The sequence below is a fragment of the Geodermatophilus amargosae genome (assembly GCF_041028265.1).
GTDB lineage: Bacteria > Actinomycetota > Actinomycetes > Mycobacteriales > Geodermatophilaceae > Geodermatophilus > Geodermatophilus amargosae_A.
The window spans coordinates 133,558-154,567 of the sequence record NZ_JABGCW010000015.1 but is presented as its reverse complement, the minus strand read 5'-3'; the positions used below and the strand labels follow the sequence as shown (position 1 = coordinate 154,567).

Here is a 21,010-nt window from a genome sequence, read left to right as displayed (position 1 = left end):
TGCCGATCACACAGCCCCTAGCCTCCGGGACGGTCCCGCTCGTCCCCCGAGGTCAGGTGCACACGATGAAGAAGCTCATCAACGACCCCGCCGACGTCGTCTCCGACGCGCTGCGCGGGATGGCCCTGGCGCACCCGGAGCTCCGGGTCGACCAGGAGAACCGGGTGGTGTTCCGCGCCGACGCGCCGGTCCGCGGCAAGGTCGGCATCGTCTCCGGCGGCGGCTCGGGGCACGAGCCCATGCACGGCGGCTTCGTCGGCCGCGGCATGCTCGACGCCGCCTGCGCCGGCGAGGTGTTCACCTCCCCCGTCCCCGACCAGATGCAGGCGGCGACCGCGGGCGTCGACGGGGGCGCCGGCGTCCTGCACATCGTGAAGAACTACACCGGCGACGTCATGAACTTCGAGATGGCCGCCGAGCTGGTCGCCGCCGAGAGCGGCACCGAGGTGGCCACCGTGGTCGTCGACGACGACGTCGCGGTCACCGACAGCCTCTACACCGCCGGCCGCCGGGGCGTGGGCACCACCGTCCTGCTGGAGAAGATCGTCGGCGCGGCCGCCGAGGAGGGCCGCCCGCTCGCCGAGGTCGCCGACCTGGCCAAGCGGGTCGACGACGCCGGCCGCAGCATGGGCATGGCGCTGACCTCGTGCACGGTGCCCGCCGCCGGGACACCGACCTTCGAGCTCGCCGACGACGAGATGGAGATCGGCATCGGCATCCACGGCGAGCCGGGCCGCCGGCGGGTGAAGCTGGCCCCGGCCCGCGAGGTGGCCGAGATGCTGCTCGAGCCGATCCTCTCCGACCGCACCTTCACCGACGGCGTCATCTGCTTCGTCAACGGCATGGGCGGCACCCCGCTGCTCGAGCTCTACGTCGTCCACGCCGAGGTGGCCGCGATCCTGGAGCGGTCGGGCATCAGGATCGCCCGGTCCCTGGTCGGGCCGTACATGACCAGTCTGGAGATGGCCGGCTGCTCGGTCACGCTCCTGCAGGCCGACGACGAGCTGCTGCGGCTGTGGGACGCGCCCGTCGTCACCCCGGGCCTGCGGTGGGGCGCGTGAGCGTGGCGGTCGGCGTGGACGACCTGACCGCGTGGCTGCGCCGGTTCGCCGAGGTGGTGCACGAGCGCCGCGACGAGCTGACCGCGCTCGACGCCGCCATCGGCGACGCCGACCACGGCTCGAACGTGGACCGCGGGATGGCCGCCGTCGTCGCCGTGCTGGACGACGCCCCGCCCGCCGATGCCGCGGGGCTGCTGAAGAAGACCGGCGCCACCCTGGTGAGCAAGGTGGGCGGCGCGAGCGGCCCGCTCTACGGCACCCTCTTCCTCCGGATGGCCGGTGCGGCGGGGAACGGCGACCTGGACGACGCCGCGGTGGCGCGGGCGCTGCGGGCGGGACTCGACGGTGTGGTCGCGCGCGGCAAGGCCGAGCCCGGCGACAAGACGATGGTCGACGCGCTCGGCCCGGCGTGCGACGCGCTCGACGCCGCCGTGGAGGCCGGCGACTCCCTGGCCGACGCACTCGACGCGGCGGCCGCGGCGGCGGCGGAGGGCCGCGACGCGACCGTGCCGCTGGTCGCCCGCAAGGGCCGGGCCAGCTACCTCGGCGAGCGCAGCGCGGGGCACATGGACCCGGGGGCGACGTCGGTGACGATGCTGGTCGAGGCGGCCGCCGCCACCCTGGGGCGGTCGTGACCGTCGGCATCGTCGTCGTCTCGCACAGCCGCGCGCTGGCCGACGCCGCAGTGGAGCTGGCCCGGCAGATGCTGCCCGGCCGGGAGCTGGCGGTCGCCGTCGCCGCGGGCACCGAGGACGGCGGGCTGGGTACCGACGCCGCCGCGGTGGCCGACGCCGTCGGGGAGGCCGATTCCGGCGAGGGTGTGGTCGTGCTCATGGACCTCGGCAGCGCGGTGCTGTCGGCCGAGACGGCCCTGGAGTTCCTCGACGACGACGTCCGGTCGCGGGTGACGCTGTCGGCGGCGCCGCTGGTGGAGGGGCTGGTCGGCGCGGTCGTGGTGGCCGCGTCGGGGGCGTCGCGGCAGTCGGTGGCTGCCGAGGCCGAGCGCGGGCTGGCGCCCAAGCAGGCGCACCTGTCGTCCTGAGCCGCGCGTGGCGGGTGTGACCGGAGGGACGTGGGTGCCGCTCCCGGGGGCCGGGTCCGCCGATGAGGAGGACATGCGCGCCAGCCACGTCGCCACTGCCACCGCCATCGCCGTCGCCGCCTTCACCGCCGGCCTGACCGCCGCGTCGGCGCTGCACCGCCGCGCCGGCCGGTCCGTCCCCACGGCCGCCGTCGGGACCGCTCCCGAGCAGGTCCCGACGGTCGTCGAGCAGGACGCCGTCGTCCTCGCCTTCCCCCGCCCGGTCCCGGCTCCCGAGCCGGCCGAGCGGCCCGCCGCCACGCCCACCCGTTGCGGCGACAGCGGTGGCGTGACGAAGGCCGGGGCGCCGTGCGGCGCCCGCGCCACCAGCGGCGGCCGCTGCCACCACCACCCGCTGGCCGCCTGAGACCGTCGTCCCCCCGCGGTAGACAGCGGGGGTGGGCGCGCGCCGGGGAGTCGAGGTGCTCGACCGGCGCGCGCTCAACCGCGCCACCCTCGCCCGGCAGCTGCTGCTGCGGCGCGACCCGCGCGACGCCCTCGCCGCGGTCGGGCACCTGGCCGGACTGCAGGCGCAGGAGCCGCAGGAGCCGCACGTCGGGCTGTGGTCGCGGCTGGCCTCCTTCCGTCCCGGCGAGCTCGACGGCCTGCTGGAGTCGCGCGGCGTCGTCCGCACCCAGCTCATGCGCCGGACGATGCACCTGGTCACCGCCGGGGACTGCCTGCGGCTGCGGCCGGTGCACCAGGCGATGCTGGTCGCCCGCGCCACCGGCACGCTCGGGCGGCGGCTGCCCGGGGTGGACCTCGCCGAGCTCGCCGCCGCGGCCGAGCCGCTGTTCGCCGCGGAACCGCGGACGCTGCCCGACGTCGGCCGCGCGCTGGCCGGCCGCTGGCCCGGGGTCGCCCCCCGCGACCTCGGCGACGTCCTGTCCAGCCTCGTGCCGCTGGTGCAGACGCCGCCGCGCGGGCTGTGGCGGCAGCAGGCACCGGCACGCCTCACCACGGTGCGCGCCTGGCTGGGCCGCGACGTCGCCGACGCACCGCACGACGACGTCCTCGACGACCTGGTGCTGCGCTACCTGCGCGCCCACGGGCCCGCCGCGAGCGCCGACCTGCGTGCCTGGTGCGGTCTCAGCGGCCTGCCCGCGGTGGTCGCCCGGCTCCGGCCGCGGCTGCGGACCTTCCGCGACGAGCGCGGCCGCGAACTGCTCGACGTCCCCGACGCCGGGCTCCCCGACCGTGACGAGCCCGCGCCGGTGCGCTTCCTGCCCGCCTTCGACAACGCCGTCCTCGGCTACGAGGACCGGACGCGGATCGTGGCCGACGAGCACCGGGGACTCAGCGTCACCGGCGCCCGGCTGGTGCTGGTCGACGGCTCCGTGGCCGCCACCTGGACCGGCCGCGACCTCCCCGACGGCGGGGTCGCGGTGACCGTGCAGCCCCTGAGGCCGCTCACCCCGGCCGAGCGCGGCGAGGTCGGGGCCGAGGCCGCCGACCTCGCCGCGTTCCTCGGGGACGGCGTCCCCGGGACGGTCGAGGGGGTCTGACCGGGCGGGTCAGCGCCGGCTGCCGCCGCCGATCATCGGGTCGTCGCCGTCCCCGCGGGTGCCGTCCTCGACGCCCTCGGTCGAGGAGTCCGCGGTGTAGCCCTCGGGGTCGGAGGCCTCGACCAGCACGTCGTCGCGCACGATCGCGTCCGGCGGGGGCTGCTCGACGACGGCGACCTCGGGCGACTGGACGACGCCCTCCGCGGTCTCGGTGCCGGGCCGCAGGCCGGTCGGCGTCTCCGTCTCCGTCTCCTGCCGCGTGCCGCCCGAGGAGCCCGACGTCGCTGCCGCGACACCGGCGACGGCCGCACCGGCCACCGCGGCGACCCCGGCCGCGACGGCCTTGCCGGACAGCCCGGCCTTGCCGCTGTCCCCCTGGGACCGGTAGGCGGTGTCCGCCGTCGGCGTCCCGACGTCGAGACCCTCGTTGATCGAGCCGCGCCAGGCCCCGGTGGCGTAGCCCTGGCTCTCGACCAGCGCCTTGAACCGCTCGAGGTCGGCCCGGACCTGCCGGTCGACGATCCCGAGCTTGTCGCCGACCTGCTCCACGACGCCCTCGGGCTCGTACTCCAGCTCGAGGTACACGATCGTCGAGTCGGCTCCGGCGGGCTCGAAGCGGACCGCGCCGGCGTTCGTCGCCCCGCTCGTCGCGGCCCAGGCGACCTTCCGGTCGGGCTCCTGCTCGAGGACGGCGGCCTCCCACTCCCGCCGGACGCCCGCGATCTCGGCGACCCAGTGCAGGCGCCGGTCGTCGAGCTGCCGGACCTCCTTCACGCCGCCCATGAAGTGCGGGAAGTCCTCGAACTGGGTCCACTGGTCGTAGGCCGTGCGGACCGGTACGTCGACCTGGATCGACTTCTCGACCTTGGTGGTCATCCATCCTCCTCCGTCGCAGGACACTGTCCGGGAGGATGTGACCGGCGCCACTGCGCGGCAAACGCGGAGGTCAGTTGCGCGCGTTCTGCACCAGCGGGCAGCTGAAGGGGTCCCGCTCCCCCAGCCCGACGCGGTTGAGGTACCGGACGACGATGCGGTAGGAGCCGACCAGGCTGGTCTGGGTGTAGCCCACGCCGACCTCCCGGCAGAACGCCCGCACCATCGGCTGCGCGCGCCGCAGGTTCGGCCGCGGCATGCTCGGGAACAGGTGGTGCTCGATCTGGTAGTTGAGCCCGCCCATCGCCAGGTCGGTCAGCCGGCCGCCGTCGATGTTGCGCGACACGAGCACCTGCCGGCGCAGGAAGTCCACGCGGGCGCCCTCCGGCACGATCGGCATCCCCTTGTGGTTGGGCGCGAACGAGCCACCGAGCAGGAGGCCGAAGACGCCCAGCTGGACGGCGAGGAACGCCGCCGCCTTGCCGGGCGGGAGGACCAGCAGCACGACGGCGACGTAGCCGGCGAGCCGGCCGACGACCAGCGCGAGCTCGACCCGCCGGAACTTGAGGTCCCGCCGCGAGACCAGCACCTGGAGGCTGGCGACGTGCAGGTTCAGGCCCTCCAGCAGGAGCAGGGGGAAGAACGCCCAGCCCTGCCGGGCGGCGAACCAGGCACCGAAGCCGGTCCGCGCCTGCGCGACGGCCGGGGTGAAGGCGACGACGCCGGCCCCGATGTCGGGGTCGCGGCCCTCCTGGTTCGGGGCGTTGTGGTGCTTGTTGTGCTTGTGCCCCCACCAGCCGGCGCTCAGCCCGGCGAAGGCCCCGGCCATCACCCGCGCCGCCCAGTCGTTCCACTGCGCGCCGGCGAAGACCTGGCGGTGGGCCGCGTCGTGGGCGAGGAACCCGAACTGCGTCATGACGACGGCGAGGGCGACGGCGACCAGCAGCTGCAGCCAGGAGTCGCCGAGCAGGCCGAAGGCGACCCACACGCCGGCGAAGGCGGCGGTCATGAGCAGCATCTGCGTCCAGTACCAGGCGTACCGGCGCCGGAGCAGGCCGGCGTCCTGCACCCGGCGGGACAGCTCGGAGTAGGTGCTCGTCTGGCGCGCCGTGCGGGGACGGCGGACCGCTCCGGTGCCGGTGGCACGGAGCGACGGGTCGATCGAGGTGGAGGTCACGCGGCGCCTTCGTCGGACGGGACGGGATACACCGCCGGGTCCGGGGCAGTGACACAACGGTAACCCCGCGGCGCTCCCCGCGCCCGGCAGTGACCGGTCGCTCCGTCAGCCGTGACCGAGCTCGTCCACCAGGTGCAGGATGCGCCGGATGGTCCCCTCGCGGGTGAGGAGGCGGACCTCCACCCCCTGGGCAGCCGCTGCCGAGCGCGCGGTGATCAGCACACCGGCCCCCGCGACGCAGCAGAAGGTCACCCGGGTCAGATCCACCACGACGACGGCCGGCCCCGGGCGCCAGGCCCCCGAGACGGCCGCTTCGAGGGCGTCGACGGTCGAGAGGTCGACTTCTCCGCGGACGACCAGCCGGACGACGCCGTCGTCGGCCCGGAAGCGCTGGGTGTCGAGGAGCGTCGGAGCATCGACGCCTTGCTGCTTGACCGGTGCGCTCATCACGGGTGTCCCGTCCGCTGCAGAGGGCCGGGTCCGGGGCAGTCCCGCAGATCGACTGCTGCGGGCTCTCGCTCTGGGCACCAGGATACGGAGATCGTGGGTCGCAGCGGAGCGCTCCGGCACGGCGTCCACTGGCCGCCACCGTGACGGCACGCATCGTCACCGAGGGGACGGTTCCTCGACCCGGATCACCTCTCCAGGCGCAGCCGTCCGTGCACGACGGCGGAGGCGACCTCGGCCAGGGGGGTGCCGCTGCGTCGGGCGTGGTCGCGCAGGGCCCGGAAGGCCTGCCCGACCTCCAGCCCGCCGCGCTCGGCGAGGACGCCCTTGGCCTGCTCGATGAGCACCCGGCTGTTGAGTGCCCCCTGGAGCTGCTCGGCGAGCCGGTCGCGGGCGCGCACGCTGCGCTCCTGCAGCAGGCTGATGGTGCCGATGTCGGCGAGCGCCCGCGCGAGTTTCATGTCCGGGTCGCCGAGCGCGCCCGGCGCCACGCGGAAGACGTTGAGCGCGCCGATGACCTCGTCCCGCAGCCGCATGGGCACCGCCTGCGCGGAGGCGAAGCCGGCCTCCTCCAGCCGCGTGGTGAACGCCGGCCACGAGGCCCGCATCGCCGCCGGGTCGGGCCGGGTCACCGCCTGCCCCGTGCGGAAGGCCTCGAGGCAGGGGCCCTCCTCGTTCTGCAGCTCGAACAGCTCCACGAGGTGGGCCTCGTGGCTGGAGGCGGCCATGACCTCCAGCCCACCGCGCTGGTCGGCCAGCATGATCCCGCCGGCGTCGGCGTCCAGGAGCTCGACGGCACGGTCGACGAGGACGTGCAGGAAGTCCAGGACGTCGAACTCCGCGACGAGCGTGTCGGCCAGCTGCACGAACGCGTCGGCGATGAGTTCCTCTCGGGTGATCACGCGGGCTCCCCTCCAGGTCCGGGACCCGGGTCACGGACCTCCGTATCCCCGGCCGTGCCGCTACCACTGTCGTGGAAGCGCAGTCGTCGTGCCACCACGTCACCGGCCACGTCGCCGATGCTCCGGTCGTGCGCCCAGGCGTGGGCCCGCAGCGCACGCAGTGCGTCGGTGACCTCGACGCCGAGCTGCACGGAGACCATCCCGGCCGCCTGGTGCACCACCGCGCGCCGGTCGGCGAGGTCGGCCAGCCCCGTGCCGCCCGTCTCGTCGTCGCGGCCCTGCAGGTGCAGCAGCACCGCGACCGCCGCGTCGGCGTGGGCCACCGCCTCGCTCAGGTGCGTCCCGTGCAGCGGCCCCGTCTCGGACCGGTACAGGTCGAGGACGCCGAGCGCGACGGCACCCACCTGCAGCGGGAAGGTGAACGCGGCGGACACACCGGCCCGCTCCGCCTCCCGGGCGAACGCCGGCCAGCGGGCTCCGCCGTCGTCGGCGAGGTCGGAGCACAGCACCGGGCGGCCGGACAGGGACGCCTCCGTGCACGGGCCCTCGCCGAGGGAGAACTGCAGGTCCTCGAGCTCCCGGCCGACGCCGGGCGTCGCCGCGACGATGCCGCTGACCCCGGTGCGGTCCACCAGGGCCAGGCCCACGCCGGTCACCCCGGTCGAGCGCCGGCAGGTCTCCACCAGGTGGTCCGGCCAGGACGCGGACGGGCCGGCGGCCGCGAGCGCGGCGAGGATGTCGGCCACCCGCGCTCCGGCCACGTCGCACGTCCGTCCACTCGGTGCCACGGCGAGCCGGCCCGCCGGCGGACCGCCGGGCACCGCTGCTCGTGTCCGGGTCGGGCTCCGCGCCGGCCCCTGGTGCGCACCACTCTCCCAGGCCCGGCAACGGCCGGGCCGATCGGCGTCCGCCTGGCCCGCTCCTCGCCGGGATGGTAGGCATCCCTCGTCGCCCCGGACCCGGTGACGCTCCTCGTCCGCGCCTGCGCGCGGTGGGGTCCCCGGGGTCCGGTCGGGCGCCGCATCCCCGGGACGAGCAGCCGGAACGCCGTCCCTGCCCCCGGCGGCGTCCCGGTGTCCCCCGGGGCCGCTGCCCTGAGCCGGCACGCCCGTCCGGGGACTTCCGCCGTCGTACCCGGGACGCCATCGTGTGCGCGTGACGACGGGACTGCAGCTGACGACGATCCTCGAGCCGCGCGGGCCCGCCGCGGCGATCGTGCTCACCGACGAGCAGGTGGCCGAGCTCGGCGGCGGGGCGAAGGCGTTCCCGGTGCGGGTCACCATCGGGCCGGTGACCGTCGAGGGGCGGCTGGCCCGGATGGGTGGCGAGAACCTGGTCGGGCTGAGCAGGGAGCGCCGGACCGCCCTCGGCGTCGAGACCGGCGACACCGTGGAGGTGCTCGTCGCCTTCGACGGCGGCGAGCGCACCGTGGAGGTGCCGCCGGACCTGGCCGAGGCGCTGGCCGCGGCCGGCCTGCGCGACGCCTTCGACCGCCTCCCGCCCGGTCGCCGCAAGGAGCACGCGCGGTCGGTGACCGACGCGAAGAAGGCGGACACCCGCGCCCGCCGGGTGTCCGCCGTCGTCACTGCGCTGTCGGGCTGAGCCCGACCCCGCCGGCCGGGCCGGCGGGGTCGGGAACGCTCACGCGCGGCGCGCGGTGAGCAGCAGGTACTCCCAGTCGAGGACCGTCGTCCCGGTGCCGCGGTCGTAGCGCGCGGCCAGCGCGGCCAGGTCGCGGTCCAGCGCCGCCACCCGCTCCGGGTCGTCGCCGACGTTGCGGTAGGTGGCGATCGTCGGCCCGTAGACGGTCTTCCAGTGGTCGCGCCAGGCCTCGGGCGACGCCCAGCCGCCGGTGGTCACGACCTGCCGGCGCGCGACGACGTCGGTGACGCGGTCGCCGAACAGCTCGCGCACGTGCTGCTCGTCGCCCCACAGCGGCGGGGGCTGCGCGCCGGGCGGCGGCGGGGGCGCGTAGGGCTTCATCGTCCGGAACATCTCGCCGACGAAGCCCTCCGGCGTCCAGCTGATCAGCCCGATCCGCCCGCCGGGACGGCACACCCGCGCCAGCTCGTCGGCCGCCTGCTGGTGGTGCGGCGCGAACATCACGCCGACGCAGGACAGCACGACGTCGAAGGTCGCGTCCGGGTACGGCAGCGCCTCGGCGTCGCCCTCCTCCCACGTGAGCTGCACGCCCTGGGCGGCGGCGGACTCGCGGCCGGCCGGGAACAGTTCCGGGGTGAGGTCGGAGGCCACCACCTCCGCGCCGGTCAGCGCGGCGGGCACGGCGGCGTTGCCGGTCCCGGCCGCGACGTCGAGCACCCGCTCGCCGCGGCGCACCCCGGTGGCGGCGACCAGGACCCGGCCGAGCTCCGGGATGAGGTCGCGGGCCACGGACGGGTAGTCGCCCAGCCCCCACATCGCCCGGTGCTTGGCCTTGAGGGCGCGGTCGGCGGCGATCGCGTCCATGGTGTCCGTCATCTGTCTGCTCCTGTCCGTCGTGCGGGGTCCTCCCCGCGATGCGACGACGGTGGCCCGGCCGCGTTGCAGACCGGCTGCACCGCGGCTGCACCCGTCATGCACGCACGGGCGACGACGCGACCCGGCCCAGCGCGGCGCGGGCGTGCGCGACCGCGCCGGCCTCGGCCGCCCGGGGGTCGCCGCGGGGCGCGTCGCGGTCGGGCGGGCCGAGCGGTGAGGGCTTGCCCGCCGCCACCAGGCACGCGTGCAGGGCCTCCGCGTCCCCGGGGACCCCCACCCGCTGCAGCAGCCGGACGACGTAGCGCAGGTTGAGCCACTGCTGCGTGGAGTCGCCCACCCGCTCCCAGTGGTCGAGGACGGTGACCAGCGCGCGGGCCGCCTCCGCCGGGTCGCCGTGCACGGCGCGCGTCGCGGCCGCCTCCATCAGCGCGATCCCGTACCACCAGAAGTTGCGCACGGACGCGGCCAGCTCGCCGGCCTCGTCGAACAGCGCCAGCGCCCGTGCGGGGTCGGACTTCTTGAGCACCAGCCCGAGCGCGTAGCGGGCCATCGACCGCGCCGTCGGGTTGGCCGTCACCTCGGCCACCTCGAGGCTCTCCCGCGCGGCGGCCAGCCCGAGCTCCGGCCGGCGGCGCACCGCCTGGCAGACCGCGACGTAGTACAGCGTCCAGACCAGCCGGATCCGGTCGCCGTCGGCCCGGGCGCGCTCCGCCTCGGCCGTGTAGTGCCGCAGCGCGGCGTGCACGTCGCCCTCGTAGAGCGCCACGTCGGCGAGGACGTCGCCGGGGTGGGCGATGCGGGCGGTGCCGGGCGGCGGCGGGCGGTCGGGGGCGAGGAGCGCGGTCGCCCGCGCGAGCGCGAAGTCGCCCCGGTTCCAGGCCCCGCGGGCAGCGGCGCCCACGGCGGCCGGGTACCGCGGGTGGCCGGGGTCCACCACGCCCAGCAGCGACTCGGCCCAGGCGTAGGCCTCGTAGCCGACCCGCAGGTGCACCAGCTCGGGCACGGCCGCGACCAGCCGCACGGTCAGGTCCCGTTCGCCGTCGGCGGCCGCGCGGGTGAACGCCGCCCGCAGGTCGTCGTAGACGCCGAGGGCCTCCTCCGCCCACGCCCGCTCGTCGGGTCCCTGCAGTCCGGCACCGGCCCGCTCGGCGTAGTCGACGTGGTAGCCGACGTGCCGCCGGGCCAGCGCGGCGGTCTCCCCCGCGTCCCCGGCCTGCGCCCGGCCGTAGGCGCGCAGCGTCTCCAGCAGCCCGTAGCGGCTGTGCACGCCGCTGCGCACCACCACCATCGACCGGTCGACCAGCCGGGTCAGCCGGTCGAGGACGTCGTCCTCGCTCGCCTCCGGGTCGGCGACCCGGTGCACGGCGCGCAGGTCCGCGCCGCCGGCGAACACCGACATGCCGCGGAAGAGCCGCTGCTCGGCCTCGGGCAGCAGCCGGTAGGACCACTCGATCGCCGCCACGAGGCTCTGGTGCCGGGCGACCGGGCCGCGCCCGCCGCCGAGCAGCGGGGTGTCCTCGAGCCGGGCGGCGACCTCGACCGGGCTCATGACGCGCATCCGGGCCGCGGCCAGCTCGATGCCCAGCGGCAGGCCGTCGAGGCGGCTGCAGATGGTGGCGACGGCGTCGGCGGCCGCCGGGTCGAGGCGGAAGTCCGGCGTCGCTGCGCGGGCCCGCTGGACGAACAGCGCGGTGGCGTCCTCGAGCGGCAGCGGCGGCACCGGCCACACCTGCTCGCCCTCGACGGCGAGCGGCTCGCGGCTGGTCGCGAGCACCACCACCCGCGGGCACCGGCGCACGATCTCGGCGACCAGGCCGGCCGCGTGCGGCAGCACGTGCTCGCAGTTGTCCACGACCAGCAGCAGCGCCCGCCCGCGCAGGTAGTCGAGCACGCTGTCCTCGACCGACAGCCCCGAGCGCTGCCGGATGCCCAGCGCCGCGGAGACCGCGTCGCCGACCGGGCTGCCGTCGGGGAGGGCGGCGAGCTCGCACAGCCACACGCCGTCGGCGAAGCGGTCCCGGTCCCGGGCCGCCACCTCGACCGCGAGCCGGGACTTCCCCGCACCGCCGACGCCGGTCAGCGTGACCAGCGGGCCGGCGCGCAGGGCGGCGAGGACCCGCTCGACCTCCCGGTCCCGGCCCACGAAGCCGCTGGCCCGCCGCGGGAGGTTGCCCGGTGGCGGCGCCGCGGCCAGCGCGGGGTCGTGGACGAGGATCCGCCGGTACAGCTCCCGCGCCGGGGCCGCCGGCTCGACGCCCAGTTCGTCGTCGAGGCGGGTCCGGAGGTCGTGGAAGGCGGCGAGCGCGTCGGCCTGGTGCCCGGTCGCGTACCGCGCGCGCATGAGCGCCACCGCCGGCCGCTCCCACGTGGGGCTGCGGCGCACCAGCGCCTCGAGCTCGGGCACCGCCTCGGCCGCCCGGCCCAGCTCCACCAGCGCCTCGGCGCGGTCGGCGGCGGCGCCCGCGCGCAGCTCGGTCAGGCGGGCGGCCTCGGCGACGGCGAACTCCTCGTCGGCGAACTCGGCGAGCGCGTCGCCGCGCCACAGCCCGAGCGCGGCCTCGAGGTCGTCCAGCGCCCGCGCGTGGTCCCCCGCGGCCGCGGCGGCGCGGGCGGTGCGGACCCGCTGCTCGAACCCGTCGGCGTCCAGCGTCGCGGCGGCCAACGACAGGCAGTAGCCGGGCGGGCGATGGCGCAGCGGTGCGGCGTCGCCGAGGACGCCGCGCAGCCGGGAGACGTAGGCCCGCAGCGCGGTCGCCGCGCCGTCGGGCGGGCTGTCCCCCCACACCGCGGCCAGCAGCCGGTCGGCGGGGACGACCTCGCCGCGCGCGACCAGCAGCGCGGCGAGCAGGGTGCGTGGCTTGTGCCCGCCGACGGCGACAGGGCCCGACCCGTCCTCGACCTGCAGCGGTCCCAGGACCCGGAAGTGCACCTGCCTCGTGCCGGTCATCGCCGCCTCGCCTGCGAGGGGACTGCAACGGGTGCGGCCGACCCTAGCGGCGCCCCCGGGCGGTGGACAGGCTCCGCCAGCCACTGGTCTCCCCCTCGGTCCTCGGCCGGACCTCAGCCGCGAGGAGCGGGTTGGCGCACCACCCGGCGGGTAGCTGCGGATCACGGAGGGCCCCGGTCCGGCGCTCGTCGGGACCGGTGGATCGGTACGACAGACGGAGGAGAGCCATGGGCAAGGTGACGTTGGGACTCGGCTTCGGCGTCGGGTACGTCCTCGGCGCGCGCGCCGGCAAGGACCGCTACCAGCAGATCGTGCAGGCCGCGCAGGGCTTCCTGGGCCGGCCGGAGGTCCGGCAGACCATCGAGAAGGCCCGGGACGCCGCCCCGGCTCCCCTGCAGGGCAGCATCGACAAGCTGACCGAGGCCGCGTCCGGCGGCCAGGGCGGCAGCTCGGGGACGTCCAGCGCGGGGACCTCCAGCGCCGGGACCTCCAGCGCCGGGACGTCCAGCGCCGGGACGTCCAGCGCGGGGACCGCCGGCGCCGCTCTGTCCACCCCCGGGATCGCCAGCGGCGGCATCCCCGACACCGAGGCGCTCGCCGCCGAGGCGGCCGTCATCGAGGAGCTCGACGTCGTCGTGACCCCGCCGACGCCGGTGTCGGGTACCGGCGGCACCACCGGCGCGAACGGTGCGCTGCCCGACCCGCTGATCCCGCCCGCCAAGTCGGGCGAGTAGCCCCACCGGCACGTGACCGCCCGGCACGCCGGGCGGTCACGTGCCACCTCGGGTCTGTCACGTCCGGGTCGTGGCCGGTGTCTCCATGTCGGACACACCGCACACCCTGGAGGAGACATGACCAGCAGGACCCGGGTCCCCGCGACCGAGCTCACCGGCGTCTACGGGACCCTCGTCACGACGATCAGCCGCAGGATCTTCGGCCGGGTGCCGGAGGGTGCGGGCGTCATGTGGCAGTACCCCGCGGTGATGAAGGCCTCGATGGGCTTCGGCCGCAAGGTCGACTCGTGGAACCGGCTCGACCCCGCCCTCGCGACGTTCGCGGCCATGGCCTCGGCCGCCACGATCGGGTGCGGCTTCTGCCTGGACCTGCACCACTTCATGACGCGGAACCGCGGTCTCGACGAGACCAAGGTGCGCGAGGTCCCGCGGTGGCGGGAGTCCACGGTGTTCACCCCGCTGGAGCGGCGGGTGATGGAGTACGCCGAGGCGATGAGCCAGACCCCGCCGGCGGTGACCGACGAGATGTCGGCCGCGCTGCTCGAGGAGCTGGGGGCTCCCGCGCTGGTGGAGCTGACCGCCAGGATCGGGACGATGAACATGACCGCGCGCGGCAACGTCGCGCTCGGCATCCGGTCCGAGGAGTTCGCCGCGTCCTGCGGCCTGGCGCCGCTGGCGGCCCCGTCGCCGGCCGGTGTCGCCTCCGCGTGACCGACGACCCGTTCGTCGCCCACCGCGGCCTGCTGTTCACCGTCGCCTACGAGATGCTCGGCTCGGCCGCCGACGCCGACGACGTGGTGCAGGAGGCGTGGCTGCGGTGGGCCGACGCGGACCGGGCGGCGGTGCGCGACCCCCGGGCCTACCTGGTGCGGATCGTCACCCGTCAGGCGCTCAACCGGCTGCGCACCGTGGCCCGCCGCCGCGAGGACTACGTCGGGGAGTGGCTGCCCGAGCCGCTGCTGACCAGCCCCGACGTGGCCGACGACGTCGAACTGGCGGAGAGCGTCTCGATCGCGATGCTCACGGTGCTCGAGACGCTGGGGCCGACCGAGCGCGCGGTCCTCGTGCTGCACGAGGTGTTCGCCGTGCCCTACGACGAGATCGCCGAGGCGGTCGGCAAGTCCGGTGCCGCGGTGCGGCAGATCGCGCACCGGGCGCGGGAGCACGTGGCCGCGCGGCGGCCGCGGATGGAGGTGAGCCGCGCCGAGCAGCAGCGCGTCGTCGACCGGTTCCTCGCCGCGGTGACCGCCGGCGACGTGCAGGGCCTGATGGACGTGCTCGCGCCCGACGTGGTCGTGGTCGCGGACAGCGGCGGCCTGGCGCCGGCCGCGCTCCGTCCGGTGACCGGTCAGCTGCGGGTGGCCCGGGCGCTGGCGCGCTTCGCCGACCTCGCGCCGGGCGTGCGGATCACCACGCCGCTGGTCAACGGCACGGTCGCCGCGCACGTCGACGCCGGCGGCGAGTTCGACACGGTGATCACCTTCGTCGTCGAGGACGGCCGGATCACCCGCATGTACGCGATGCGCAACCCGCACAAGCTCCGCCGCCTCGACGAGGTCGCCGACCTTCGCCGGTGAGCCGGTCCCCGCGCCGGGTCACGGCACCAGGGCCCGCCCGACGACCAGTCGCAGGGCGGCCCGCCGCCGCTCGTGCTCGCCGGGGTCCTCCCCGGCCGAGGCGGTGTAGGTGCTGCTGACCGGCGACCACGTCCCGGCGAGGGCGATGACGAGGGAGTAGACCTCGTCCGGCCGGATGCCGTCGACGATGCGCCCCTCTCGCTGCGCCTCGGCTATCGCGTCGTACTTGGGCTGCGCCAGCGTCTCGTATCCGGCCAGGATGTCGCCTGCCGGGACGCGCTCCAGCCGGTTCCAGCTCGTCAGGCGGACCAGTTCGGGGGCGGCGAGGTAGGAGTCGTAGAGGGCGACGGCATGGCCGGGCAGGTCGTGCGCGTCGAAGGGCACCGAGTCGACGATGCGGTGCAGCTGGTCGTCGAAGACGGCGTCGAACAGGCCGTCCTTCGAGCCGAACCAGGCGTACATCTGCGCCTTGTTCACGCCGGAGGACGCCGCGATGCGGTCGACCCGGGCACCGGCGATCCCGTACGCGGCGAACTCGGCCGACGCCGCGTCGAGTACGCGACGACGACTCCGCTCCCCGTCCCTCCGCACGGGACCAGGCTAGCAAGTAACCAAACAGTTGGTTACCTTCGAGGTGTGACACGGATCCGGAGCCGCTTCACCAGCAGGAGCACCGCGCTCGAGGTCGTGGAGGGCACCGACCTGACCGGCCGTCGGGCAGTGGTGACGGGCGCCTCCTCGGGCATCGGCGTCGAGACCGCGCGGGCCCTGGCCCATGCCGGGGCGCGGGTGACCCTGGCCGTCCGCGACCCGCGCGCCGGGCAGCGTGTCGCCGCGGACATCGCCGGCACGAGCGGCGGACCGGAGCCCGACGTCGCCCGCCTCGACCTCGCCGACCTGGCGAGCGTGGACGCCTTCGTCGGCGCCTGGGAGGACCCCCTGCACGTCCTGGTCGCCAACGCCGGCGTCATGGACACCCCATTCGGCCGGACGGCGCAGGGGTGGGAGACGCAATTCGGCACCAACCACCTGGGTCACTTCGCCCTGACGACGGGTCTCTCCGGGTCCCTGGCGCAGGCCGGCGACGCACGCGTCGTCGTCGTGTCCTCCAGCGGCCACGCCGCCTCACCGGTCGTCTTCGACGACCTGTTCTTCGAGCGTCGCCCCTACCAGCCGGGCCTGGCGTACGGGCAGTCCAAGACGGCGAACGTGCTGTTCGCGGTCGAGGCGTCGCGGCGCTGGGCCGGCGAGGGCATCACCGCCAACGCCCTCATGCCCGGCGGCATCTGGACGCCGCTGCAGCGTCACTGGCCCGCGGAGATGCGCGCGGCGGCGGAGGAGCAGGCCCGCCGGGCGGAGAGCGCGGGCCTGTTCCACATGAAGACCCCCGCGCAGGGCGCTGCCACGTCGGTGTTCCTGGCCGCCTCTCCCCTGGTGGCGGGCGTCGGCGGGAGGTACTTCGAGGACTGCCAGGAGGCCGAGGTCGTCGAGCGGCTGGACGGGATCCACGGCGTCGTGCCCCACGCGCTGGACCCCGACGCCGCCCGGCGCCTCTGGGACGTCAGCGAGCGACTCGTGGCTTCCGCACGGGCGGCCGCCTGAGCGGAGGCCACCGGGCCGATCCGTCCGATGGACGTCGAGCCGCGTACACGCCGTCGTCCGCCGCAGGCGGATGACACCATCGCCGCGCGGTCCCGACCGCACCGCGGACCCGACCCCGATCCGCGGGATCGCCCACCCAGTGAGGCAGCGCCATGACGCAGGAGCCAGGACGCACGATCCACGTCGACGGGGAGTGGCGCGCGGCCGCCGGGGGGGCGACGTTCCCCGTCGTCGACCCGGCCACGGGCGAGGTCATCGGGCAGGCCTCCGACGGCGACCGGACCGACACCGCGGCCGCGATCGCCGCCGCGGAGCGCGCACTCCCGGCCTGGTCGACCGCGACGGCCTACCAGCGTGCGGCGGTCCTCGCGAGGGCCGACACGCTGATGCGGGAGCGGCGCAGGGAGCTGGCCGCGCTGATGACCCGCGAGCAGGGCAAGCCGCTCAAGGCGTCGATGAACGAGGTGGCGTACGCGGCGGACTTCCTGGCGTGGTTCGCCGAGGAGGCCAAGCGCGTCGGGGGCGTCACGATCCCCTCGGCGCGGGCCGACCAGCGGTTCGTGACGATGCGCCAGCCGGTCGGCGTGGTCGCGGCCATCACGCCGTGGAACTACCCGATCTCCATGCTGACCCGCAAGCTGGCACCGGCCATCGCGGCCGGGTGCACGTCGGTGCTCAAGCCCGCCGACCAGACCCCGCTGTGCGCGGCCGCGACGGTGCAGGTGCTGGTCGACGCCGGCCTGCCCGCCGGGGTGGTCAACATGGTCACCACCACGCGTCCGGCGGAGGTCGGCGACACGCTGCTGGACTCCGCGGTGGTCCGGAAGCTGACCTTCACCGGCTCCACCGCGGTCGGGAAGGTGCTCGTGGCCAGGGCCGCCGCCACGCTCAAGCGGGTGTCGGTGGAGCTCGGTGGGCACGCGCCGTTCATCGTCTTCCCCGACGCCGACCCGGTGCGTGCCGCCAAGGGAGCCGCGCTGGTGAAGTTCCTCAACACCGGACAGGCGTGCATCAGCCCCAACCGCATCTACGTCCACCGCTCCCTCTACGACACCTTCGTCGCCACCCTCGAGCAGCGGATGTCGGCACTGCGCGTCGGCAGGGGTGACCACGAGGGGATCTCCATCGGCCCGCTGATCGACGAGCGCGCCGTGGTCAAGATGGAGGCCCAGGTCGAGGACGCCCGGACCCGAGGGGCCCGGGTCGTGGCCGGCGGCGAGCGCGTGCAGGTGGAGGGACTCGGCGGCACGACGTTCTTCTCGCCCACGCTGCTGGCCGACGTGACGCCGGACATGCTCGTCTCCCGCGAGGAGACCTTCGGCCCCATCGCCGCGGTCACCCCGTTCGACGACGAGGACGAGGTCGTCGCACGGGCCAACGACACCGAGTACGGCCTGGCCGCGTACGTCTACACCAACGACCTGTCCACGGCGATCCGGGTCACCGAGAAGCTGCGCTTCGGGATGGTGGGCGTCAACGACATCAACCCGACGTCCGCCGCGGCCCCGTTCGGTGGGGTCAAGGCCAGCGGCCTGGGACGCGAGGGCGGCTACGAGGGCATCGACGAGTACCTCGACACCAAGCTCGTCGGCATCTCGATCTGACCCACGCGGTGGACCTGTCGGCCAGGCCTTCGTCCCGGGCCGCCGCGCACCTGCGGGACCGGTGTCCAGCGGCCAGGGGCCGCTCCGCCCGCCCCGTCGCTCACAGGCGCTCCCGCCGCAGGGAGGCCGGCGCGGGTCGGGATGACGGCCGGTGTGCGCCGTCGACGGACGTGATCCCGTCTCGTCGACCCCTGGTCGTCACGTGCCCCGCACCGCCGTCGTCCCCGTGCACGGATGACGACGCGGTGACGCCGGTCGCAGGACGCGGAGCAGGTGGAGAGCCGGGACCTCGGCAGCCCGGCCTGGCCGTCCACCAGCGGCGACGTGCGGCCCCGAGCTGGTCGCTATCCGGGGGGCCCGTCGCGCTCGCTCCCGCGGGCGAGGCTCCGGGCCTGCCCGTCGTGCACGTCGCTCACCCACTCCCAGCCGGGCCTGGCCGACGGGCCGATGCGCGGGTCGTCGGGTGTGCGGCCGTCGCGCAGGGCCTCCACGTAGGCGCGGTCCAGCGTGATCCGTACCCGCACCTCACCGGTTCCGCCGACGGACCCGTGGCCAGGGACGACGACGTCGACGTCGTCCGCCAGGCCCTCGAGCACGTCCAGTCCGACGAGGTAGCCCTCGATCGGGTCGGCGGTGCCGTCCGCGTCCGGATCGTCGAGCATCGGGATCAGGACGTCGGAGAGCATGTCGCCGGCGACGAGGACCCTGCGTTCCGCGACCACCAGCGCCGCATGGCCCGGGGAGTGCGCCGGGTGCTCGACGATCCGGACCCGAGGGCCGTCCCACGGGATCTCCGCGGTCCCGGCGGGCAGACCGGTGATGAGGCCGAACAGGTCCAGCGGCACCTCCTCGGCGATCTCCGGCGGCAACCCCTCGGCGGCGCGGGCCTGCCAGTCCGGCTGCGACCGCAGGTCTCGCATGGCCTCGGCGCAGCGGGCCGTGCCGTAGCGGGGCGCCTCGCCCAGGTCGGCGTGCCAGAGCACGTGGTCCCAGTCGGGATGCGTCGAGAAGCCCGCCACGACGCGCTGGCCTGCAGTGGACAGGTCGTTGGCGAGGCAGGTCATCTCGTCGTCCGTGATGCCGGGGTCGATGAGCAGCACGCCGGTCGGGCCTCGCACGACGACGGCGTTGTTCTGGAGCAGTGCGCTCTGGTGGACCAGCACGCCCTCCGCCACCTGCGTCAGCACGCGTGACTCCTTCCGCTCGTGTCCTGCGACAGCCTGTCGGGACCGCCGTGCTCCGCGGTAGTGGAGGCCGCGGCCTGCAGGACGACTCCTGGCGCAGCACCGCCGCGACGACGACGGCCCCGAACGGTGCCGGCACGCGTCCCGTGCGCCGGCGTCCGTCCGTTGCCGTGGCAGGGTTGCCGCGTGAGCCTGACCCTGCTCGACTGGCGGCGCCAGGTCGCCGAGCTCTACGCCCGGGTGCGGGCGGCCGAGGACCCCGAGGAGGGCTGGCGGGCATGGGGCGCCGGCCGCGACGCGCTCTTCGCCGGCCACCCCGACTCGCCGCTGGACGAGGAGGGCCGCACCCGCGGCGGCCTCCCGCTGGCGCCCTACGACCCCGCACTGCGCTTCCGTCCGCGGCTGGACACCGACGTCGAGCCGGTCCGCCTCCAGCTGCCCACCGCGGACGACGGGGTCGTGGCGATGGACCGGATCGGTCGGATCACCCTGGGCGACCTCGGTCGGCTCGATGTCTGGTGGCTGGGCGGGTACGGCGGCGGGGTCTTCCTGCCGCTGCGCGACGGCAGCGCCGGGACGGCGACCTACGGCGGTGGCCGCTACCTGCTGGACACCATCAAGGGCGCCGACCTGGGCGGAGACGCCGGCTCCCTGGTGGTCGACCTGAACTTCGCCTACCACCCGTCGTGCACCTACGACCCGCGCTGGTCGTGCCCGCTCGCGCAGCAGGGGAACCGGCTGGACTCCGTGGTCGCCGCCGGGGAGCAGCTCCCTCCCGGCGGCTGGTACTGAGGCCTCCCAGCAGGGTCCCGCCGCGAGCTCGCGATCAGACGTCGAAGCGGAACGAAGATGGGGTGTTTGACGGACGACGGACATCGACGGAAACCGCCCTTGAGCAGCGATCATGTACTTGGACGGCGTTGGCTGCCATTGGCCGATCTCGACCGAGTTGCGGACCGTGTGCGGACTGTCCCCACGCGCTCGGGCGAGTTCCCGAGCGGCCGCTGCCCCCCATCGCGCTCAACGCGGAGTGACGGGCTCACCAAGGACGACGGCGCAGAGCCCAACGGAAGCAGAGGTACGCCGGGATCAACAGCAGGGTGAAGACGGCGAAGAAGGCCGCCATGAACCCGTCGCCGGAAGCGAGAAAGGCGAGGGCCGTGATCACACCGATGACTGCGCCCACGATGCAGACCCAGCGGTAAGCACGGATGAGCCGGTCGCTTCGACCACCCGGCCGCGACGTCGAGTCACCCACCACGACTGCAGCCTGCTCTACAGCAACTGACAGCACCGAGTGCGTCGCCAGATTCCAGCCGATCGAGTGCTGGACGAGGACGCCGCCAAGGCGTCCCTCACCACAGCCTTAGGTGGGCTCTTCTCGTCCCCTGGTGTCCTTGCAGGCGCCTTGGGGGCAACGCTTCAGCAGCGCTGCCGTTGTGGCAGGCCATCGGGACGAGTTCGTCTTGCTACCTCATATCCGGCGCCCTACCTCTGAAGAAGTCTCAAGCCTGCAGTGCTTCGACCAACCGGTTTCATGTTGCGCCACCCTTGGCCCGGTCAAGCCCGGAGGTGGCGCTGCCTCGGTCCTGCGGGCTTAGCGCCCCCTGACCGCTCGAACGCTCGATCGCTGTGATCGGTGGGACAAAGGAGGGACCTGTGGACACGGGGTCTTCACCTTGTTCCTCCGGTACTCCTCCACTCGGGCTGGAGTAGCACTGGAGGAAGCGAGCACCACCCCGCCAAGCTGACTATGCGGGTTCCATTCCCGTCAAACGCTCTACCTCCGTGTGAGAAACACCGGTTCACCGGTGTCTCCCGACATCAGGCGCTCCCGC

At 75.1% G+C, this 21,010-nt stretch carries 22 protein-coding genes; 12 read left to right on the top strand and 10 right to left on the bottom strand.

Translation table 11 applies throughout. From position 1 onward, the window contains the following. Positions 1–65: 65 nt before the first annotated feature. From dhaK to HLV61_RS18925, 5 genes are all read left to right on the top strand, one after another. Positions 66–1,061 (top strand): dihydroxyacetone kinase subunit DhaK, encoded by a 996-nt coding sequence (gene dhaK / locus HLV61_RS18945; RefSeq protein ID WP_369258199.1) that lies wholly within the window; start codon positions 66–68, stop codon positions 1,059–1,061. Next, positions 1,058–1,696 carry a dihydroxyacetone kinase subunit DhaL gene (gene dhaL / locus HLV61_RS18940; RefSeq protein ID WP_369258197.1) on the top strand — a complete coding sequence of 213 codons (639 nt, stop codon included), beginning with the start codon at positions 1,058–1,060 and terminating at the stop codon, positions 1,694–1,696. Before dhaK ends, dhaL begins: the two co-directional genes overlap by 4 nt. Next, positions 1,693–2,103: a dihydroxyacetone kinase phosphoryl donor subunit DhaM gene (gene dhaM / locus HLV61_RS18935; protein WP_369258195.1), complete on the top strand. Its 411-nt coding sequence runs from the start codon at positions 1,693–1,695 to the stop codon at positions 2,101–2,103. The genes dhaL and dhaM overlap by 4 nt, the downstream gene beginning before the upstream one ends. Positions 2,104–2,176: 73 nt before the next feature. Then, a complete protein-coding gene (locus HLV61_RS18930; RefSeq protein ID WP_369258193.1) occupies positions 2,177–2,509 on the top strand; it encodes a hypothetical protein in 333 nt (110 codons plus the stop codon). Between the two features lie 31 nt (positions 2,510–2,540). After that, complete coding sequence (locus HLV61_RS18925) at positions 2,541–3,647, top strand: winged helix DNA-binding domain-containing protein (protein WP_369258192.1); 1,107 nt, start codon at positions 2,541–2,543, stop codon at positions 3,645–3,647. A 9-nt stretch (positions 3,648–3,656) separates the two neighbouring features. On the opposite strand, the gene HLV61_RS18920 is transcribed toward HLV61_RS18925, so the two are convergent. The 5 genes from HLV61_RS18920 to HLV61_RS18900 form a co-directional block, all read right to left on the bottom strand. Next, entirely contained in the window at positions 3,657–4,523 is an 867-nt protein-coding gene (locus HLV61_RS18920) for an SRPBCC family protein (protein WP_369258190.1), read from the bottom strand. 70 nt (positions 4,524–4,593) lie between these two features. After that, complete coding sequence (locus HLV61_RS18915) at positions 4,594–5,697, bottom strand: fatty acid desaturase family protein (RefSeq protein WP_369258188.1); 1,104 nt, start codon at positions 5,695–5,697, stop codon at positions 4,594–4,596. A 105-nt stretch (positions 5,698–5,802) separates the two neighbouring features. Continuing rightward, positions 5,803–6,144, bottom strand: coding sequence for an STAS domain-containing protein (locus tag HLV61_RS18910; RefSeq protein ID WP_369258186.1), 342 nt, complete (start codon positions 6,142–6,144; stop codon positions 5,803–5,805). 188 nt (positions 6,145–6,332) lie between these two features. Then, positions 6,333–7,046: a GAF and ANTAR domain-containing protein gene (locus tag HLV61_RS18905; RefSeq protein ID WP_369258184.1), complete on the bottom strand. Its 714-nt coding sequence runs from the start codon at positions 7,044–7,046 to the stop codon at positions 6,333–6,335. After that, positions 7,043–7,807 carry a GAF and ANTAR domain-containing protein gene (locus tag HLV61_RS18900; RefSeq protein WP_369258182.1) on the bottom strand — a complete coding sequence of 255 codons (765 nt, stop codon included), beginning with the start codon at positions 7,805–7,807 and terminating at the stop codon, positions 7,043–7,045. The genes HLV61_RS18905 and HLV61_RS18900 overlap by 4 nt, the downstream gene beginning before the upstream one ends. 394 nt (positions 7,808–8,201) lie before the next feature. Here HLV61_RS18900 and HLV61_RS18895 point away from each other — a divergent pair, with 394 nt between their 5' ends. Then, positions 8,202–8,648, top strand: coding sequence for a YdeI/OmpD-associated family protein (locus HLV61_RS18895; RefSeq protein WP_369258180.1), 447 nt, complete (start codon positions 8,202–8,204; stop codon positions 8,646–8,648). Positions 8,649–8,687: 39 nt separating this feature from the next. Here the strand turns inward: HLV61_RS18895 and HLV61_RS18890 are convergent, their stop codons facing one another. Continuing rightward, a complete protein-coding gene (locus HLV61_RS18890; RefSeq protein WP_369258178.1) occupies positions 8,688–9,524 on the bottom strand; it encodes a class I SAM-dependent methyltransferase in 837 nt (278 codons plus the stop codon). A 94-nt stretch (positions 9,525–9,618) separates the two neighbouring features. After that, positions 9,619–12,471 carry a BTAD domain-containing putative transcriptional regulator gene (locus HLV61_RS18885; RefSeq protein ID WP_369258176.1) on the bottom strand — a complete coding sequence of 951 codons (2,853 nt, stop codon included), beginning with the start codon at positions 12,469–12,471 and terminating at the stop codon, positions 9,619–9,621. A 227-nt stretch (positions 12,472–12,698) separates the two neighbouring features. Here HLV61_RS18885 and HLV61_RS18880 point away from each other — a divergent pair, with 227 nt between their 5' ends. The 3 genes from HLV61_RS18880 (at position 12,699) to HLV61_RS18870 (ending at position 14,782) form a co-directional block, all read left to right on the top strand. Next, entirely contained in the window at positions 12,699–13,205 is a 507-nt protein-coding gene (locus tag HLV61_RS18880) for a hypothetical protein (protein ID WP_369258174.1), read from the top strand. Positions 13,206–13,322: 117 nt separating this feature from the next. Then, positions 13,323–13,916, top strand: coding sequence for a carboxymuconolactone decarboxylase family protein (locus tag HLV61_RS18875; RefSeq protein ID WP_369258172.1), 594 nt, complete (start codon positions 13,323–13,325; stop codon positions 13,914–13,916). Beyond that, positions 13,913–14,782 carry an RNA polymerase sigma-70 factor gene (locus tag HLV61_RS18870; protein WP_369258170.1) on the top strand — a complete coding sequence of 290 codons (870 nt, stop codon included), beginning with the start codon at positions 13,913–13,915 and terminating at the stop codon, positions 14,780–14,782. Before HLV61_RS18875 ends, HLV61_RS18870 begins: the two co-directional genes overlap by 4 nt. 18 nt (positions 14,783–14,800) lie before the next feature. Here HLV61_RS18870 and HLV61_RS18865 read toward each other — a convergent pair whose 3' ends face one another. Next, positions 14,801–15,373 (bottom strand): TetR family transcriptional regulator, encoded by a 573-nt coding sequence (locus HLV61_RS18865; protein ID WP_369258168.1) that lies wholly within the window; start codon positions 15,371–15,373, stop codon positions 14,801–14,803. 45 nt (positions 15,374–15,418) lie between these two features. On the opposite strand from HLV61_RS18865, the gene HLV61_RS18860 reads away from it, so the two are divergent. Both HLV61_RS18860 and HLV61_RS18855 read left to right on the top strand, forming a co-directional pair. Beyond that, positions 15,419–16,384 (top strand): SDR family NAD(P)-dependent oxidoreductase, encoded by a 966-nt coding sequence (locus HLV61_RS18860; RefSeq protein WP_369258166.1) that lies wholly within the window; start codon positions 15,419–15,421, stop codon positions 16,382–16,384. A gap of 152 nt (positions 16,385–16,536) precedes the next feature. Then, positions 16,537–17,988: an NAD-dependent succinate-semialdehyde dehydrogenase gene (locus HLV61_RS18855; protein ID WP_369258164.1), complete on the top strand. Its 1,452-nt coding sequence runs from the start codon at positions 16,537–16,539 to the stop codon at positions 17,986–17,988. Positions 17,989–18,332: 344 nt separating this feature from the next. Here the strand turns inward: HLV61_RS18855 and HLV61_RS18850 are convergent, their stop codons facing one another. Further along, the gene (locus tag HLV61_RS18850; protein ID WP_369258162.1) at positions 18,333–19,175 is read right to left on the bottom strand and encodes an MBL fold metallo-hydrolase; all 843 of its coding nucleotides are present in this window, start codon (positions 19,173–19,175) and stop codon (positions 18,333–18,335) included. A gap of 183 nt (positions 19,176–19,358) precedes the next feature. Here HLV61_RS18850 and HLV61_RS18845 point away from each other — a divergent pair, with 183 nt between their 5' ends. Further along, positions 19,359–19,964, top strand: a complete 606-nt coding sequence (locus HLV61_RS18845) for a DUF1684 domain-containing protein (protein ID WP_369258160.1) — start codon at positions 19,359–19,361, stop codon at positions 19,962–19,964. Positions 19,965–20,211: 247 nt separating this feature from the next. Here HLV61_RS18845 and HLV61_RS18840 read toward each other — a convergent pair whose 3' ends face one another. Beyond that, complete coding sequence (locus HLV61_RS18840; protein WP_369258158.1) at positions 20,212–20,433, bottom strand: hypothetical protein; 222 nt, start codon at positions 20,431–20,433, stop codon at positions 20,212–20,214. Between the last annotated feature and the right edge of the window lie 577 nt (positions 20,434–21,010).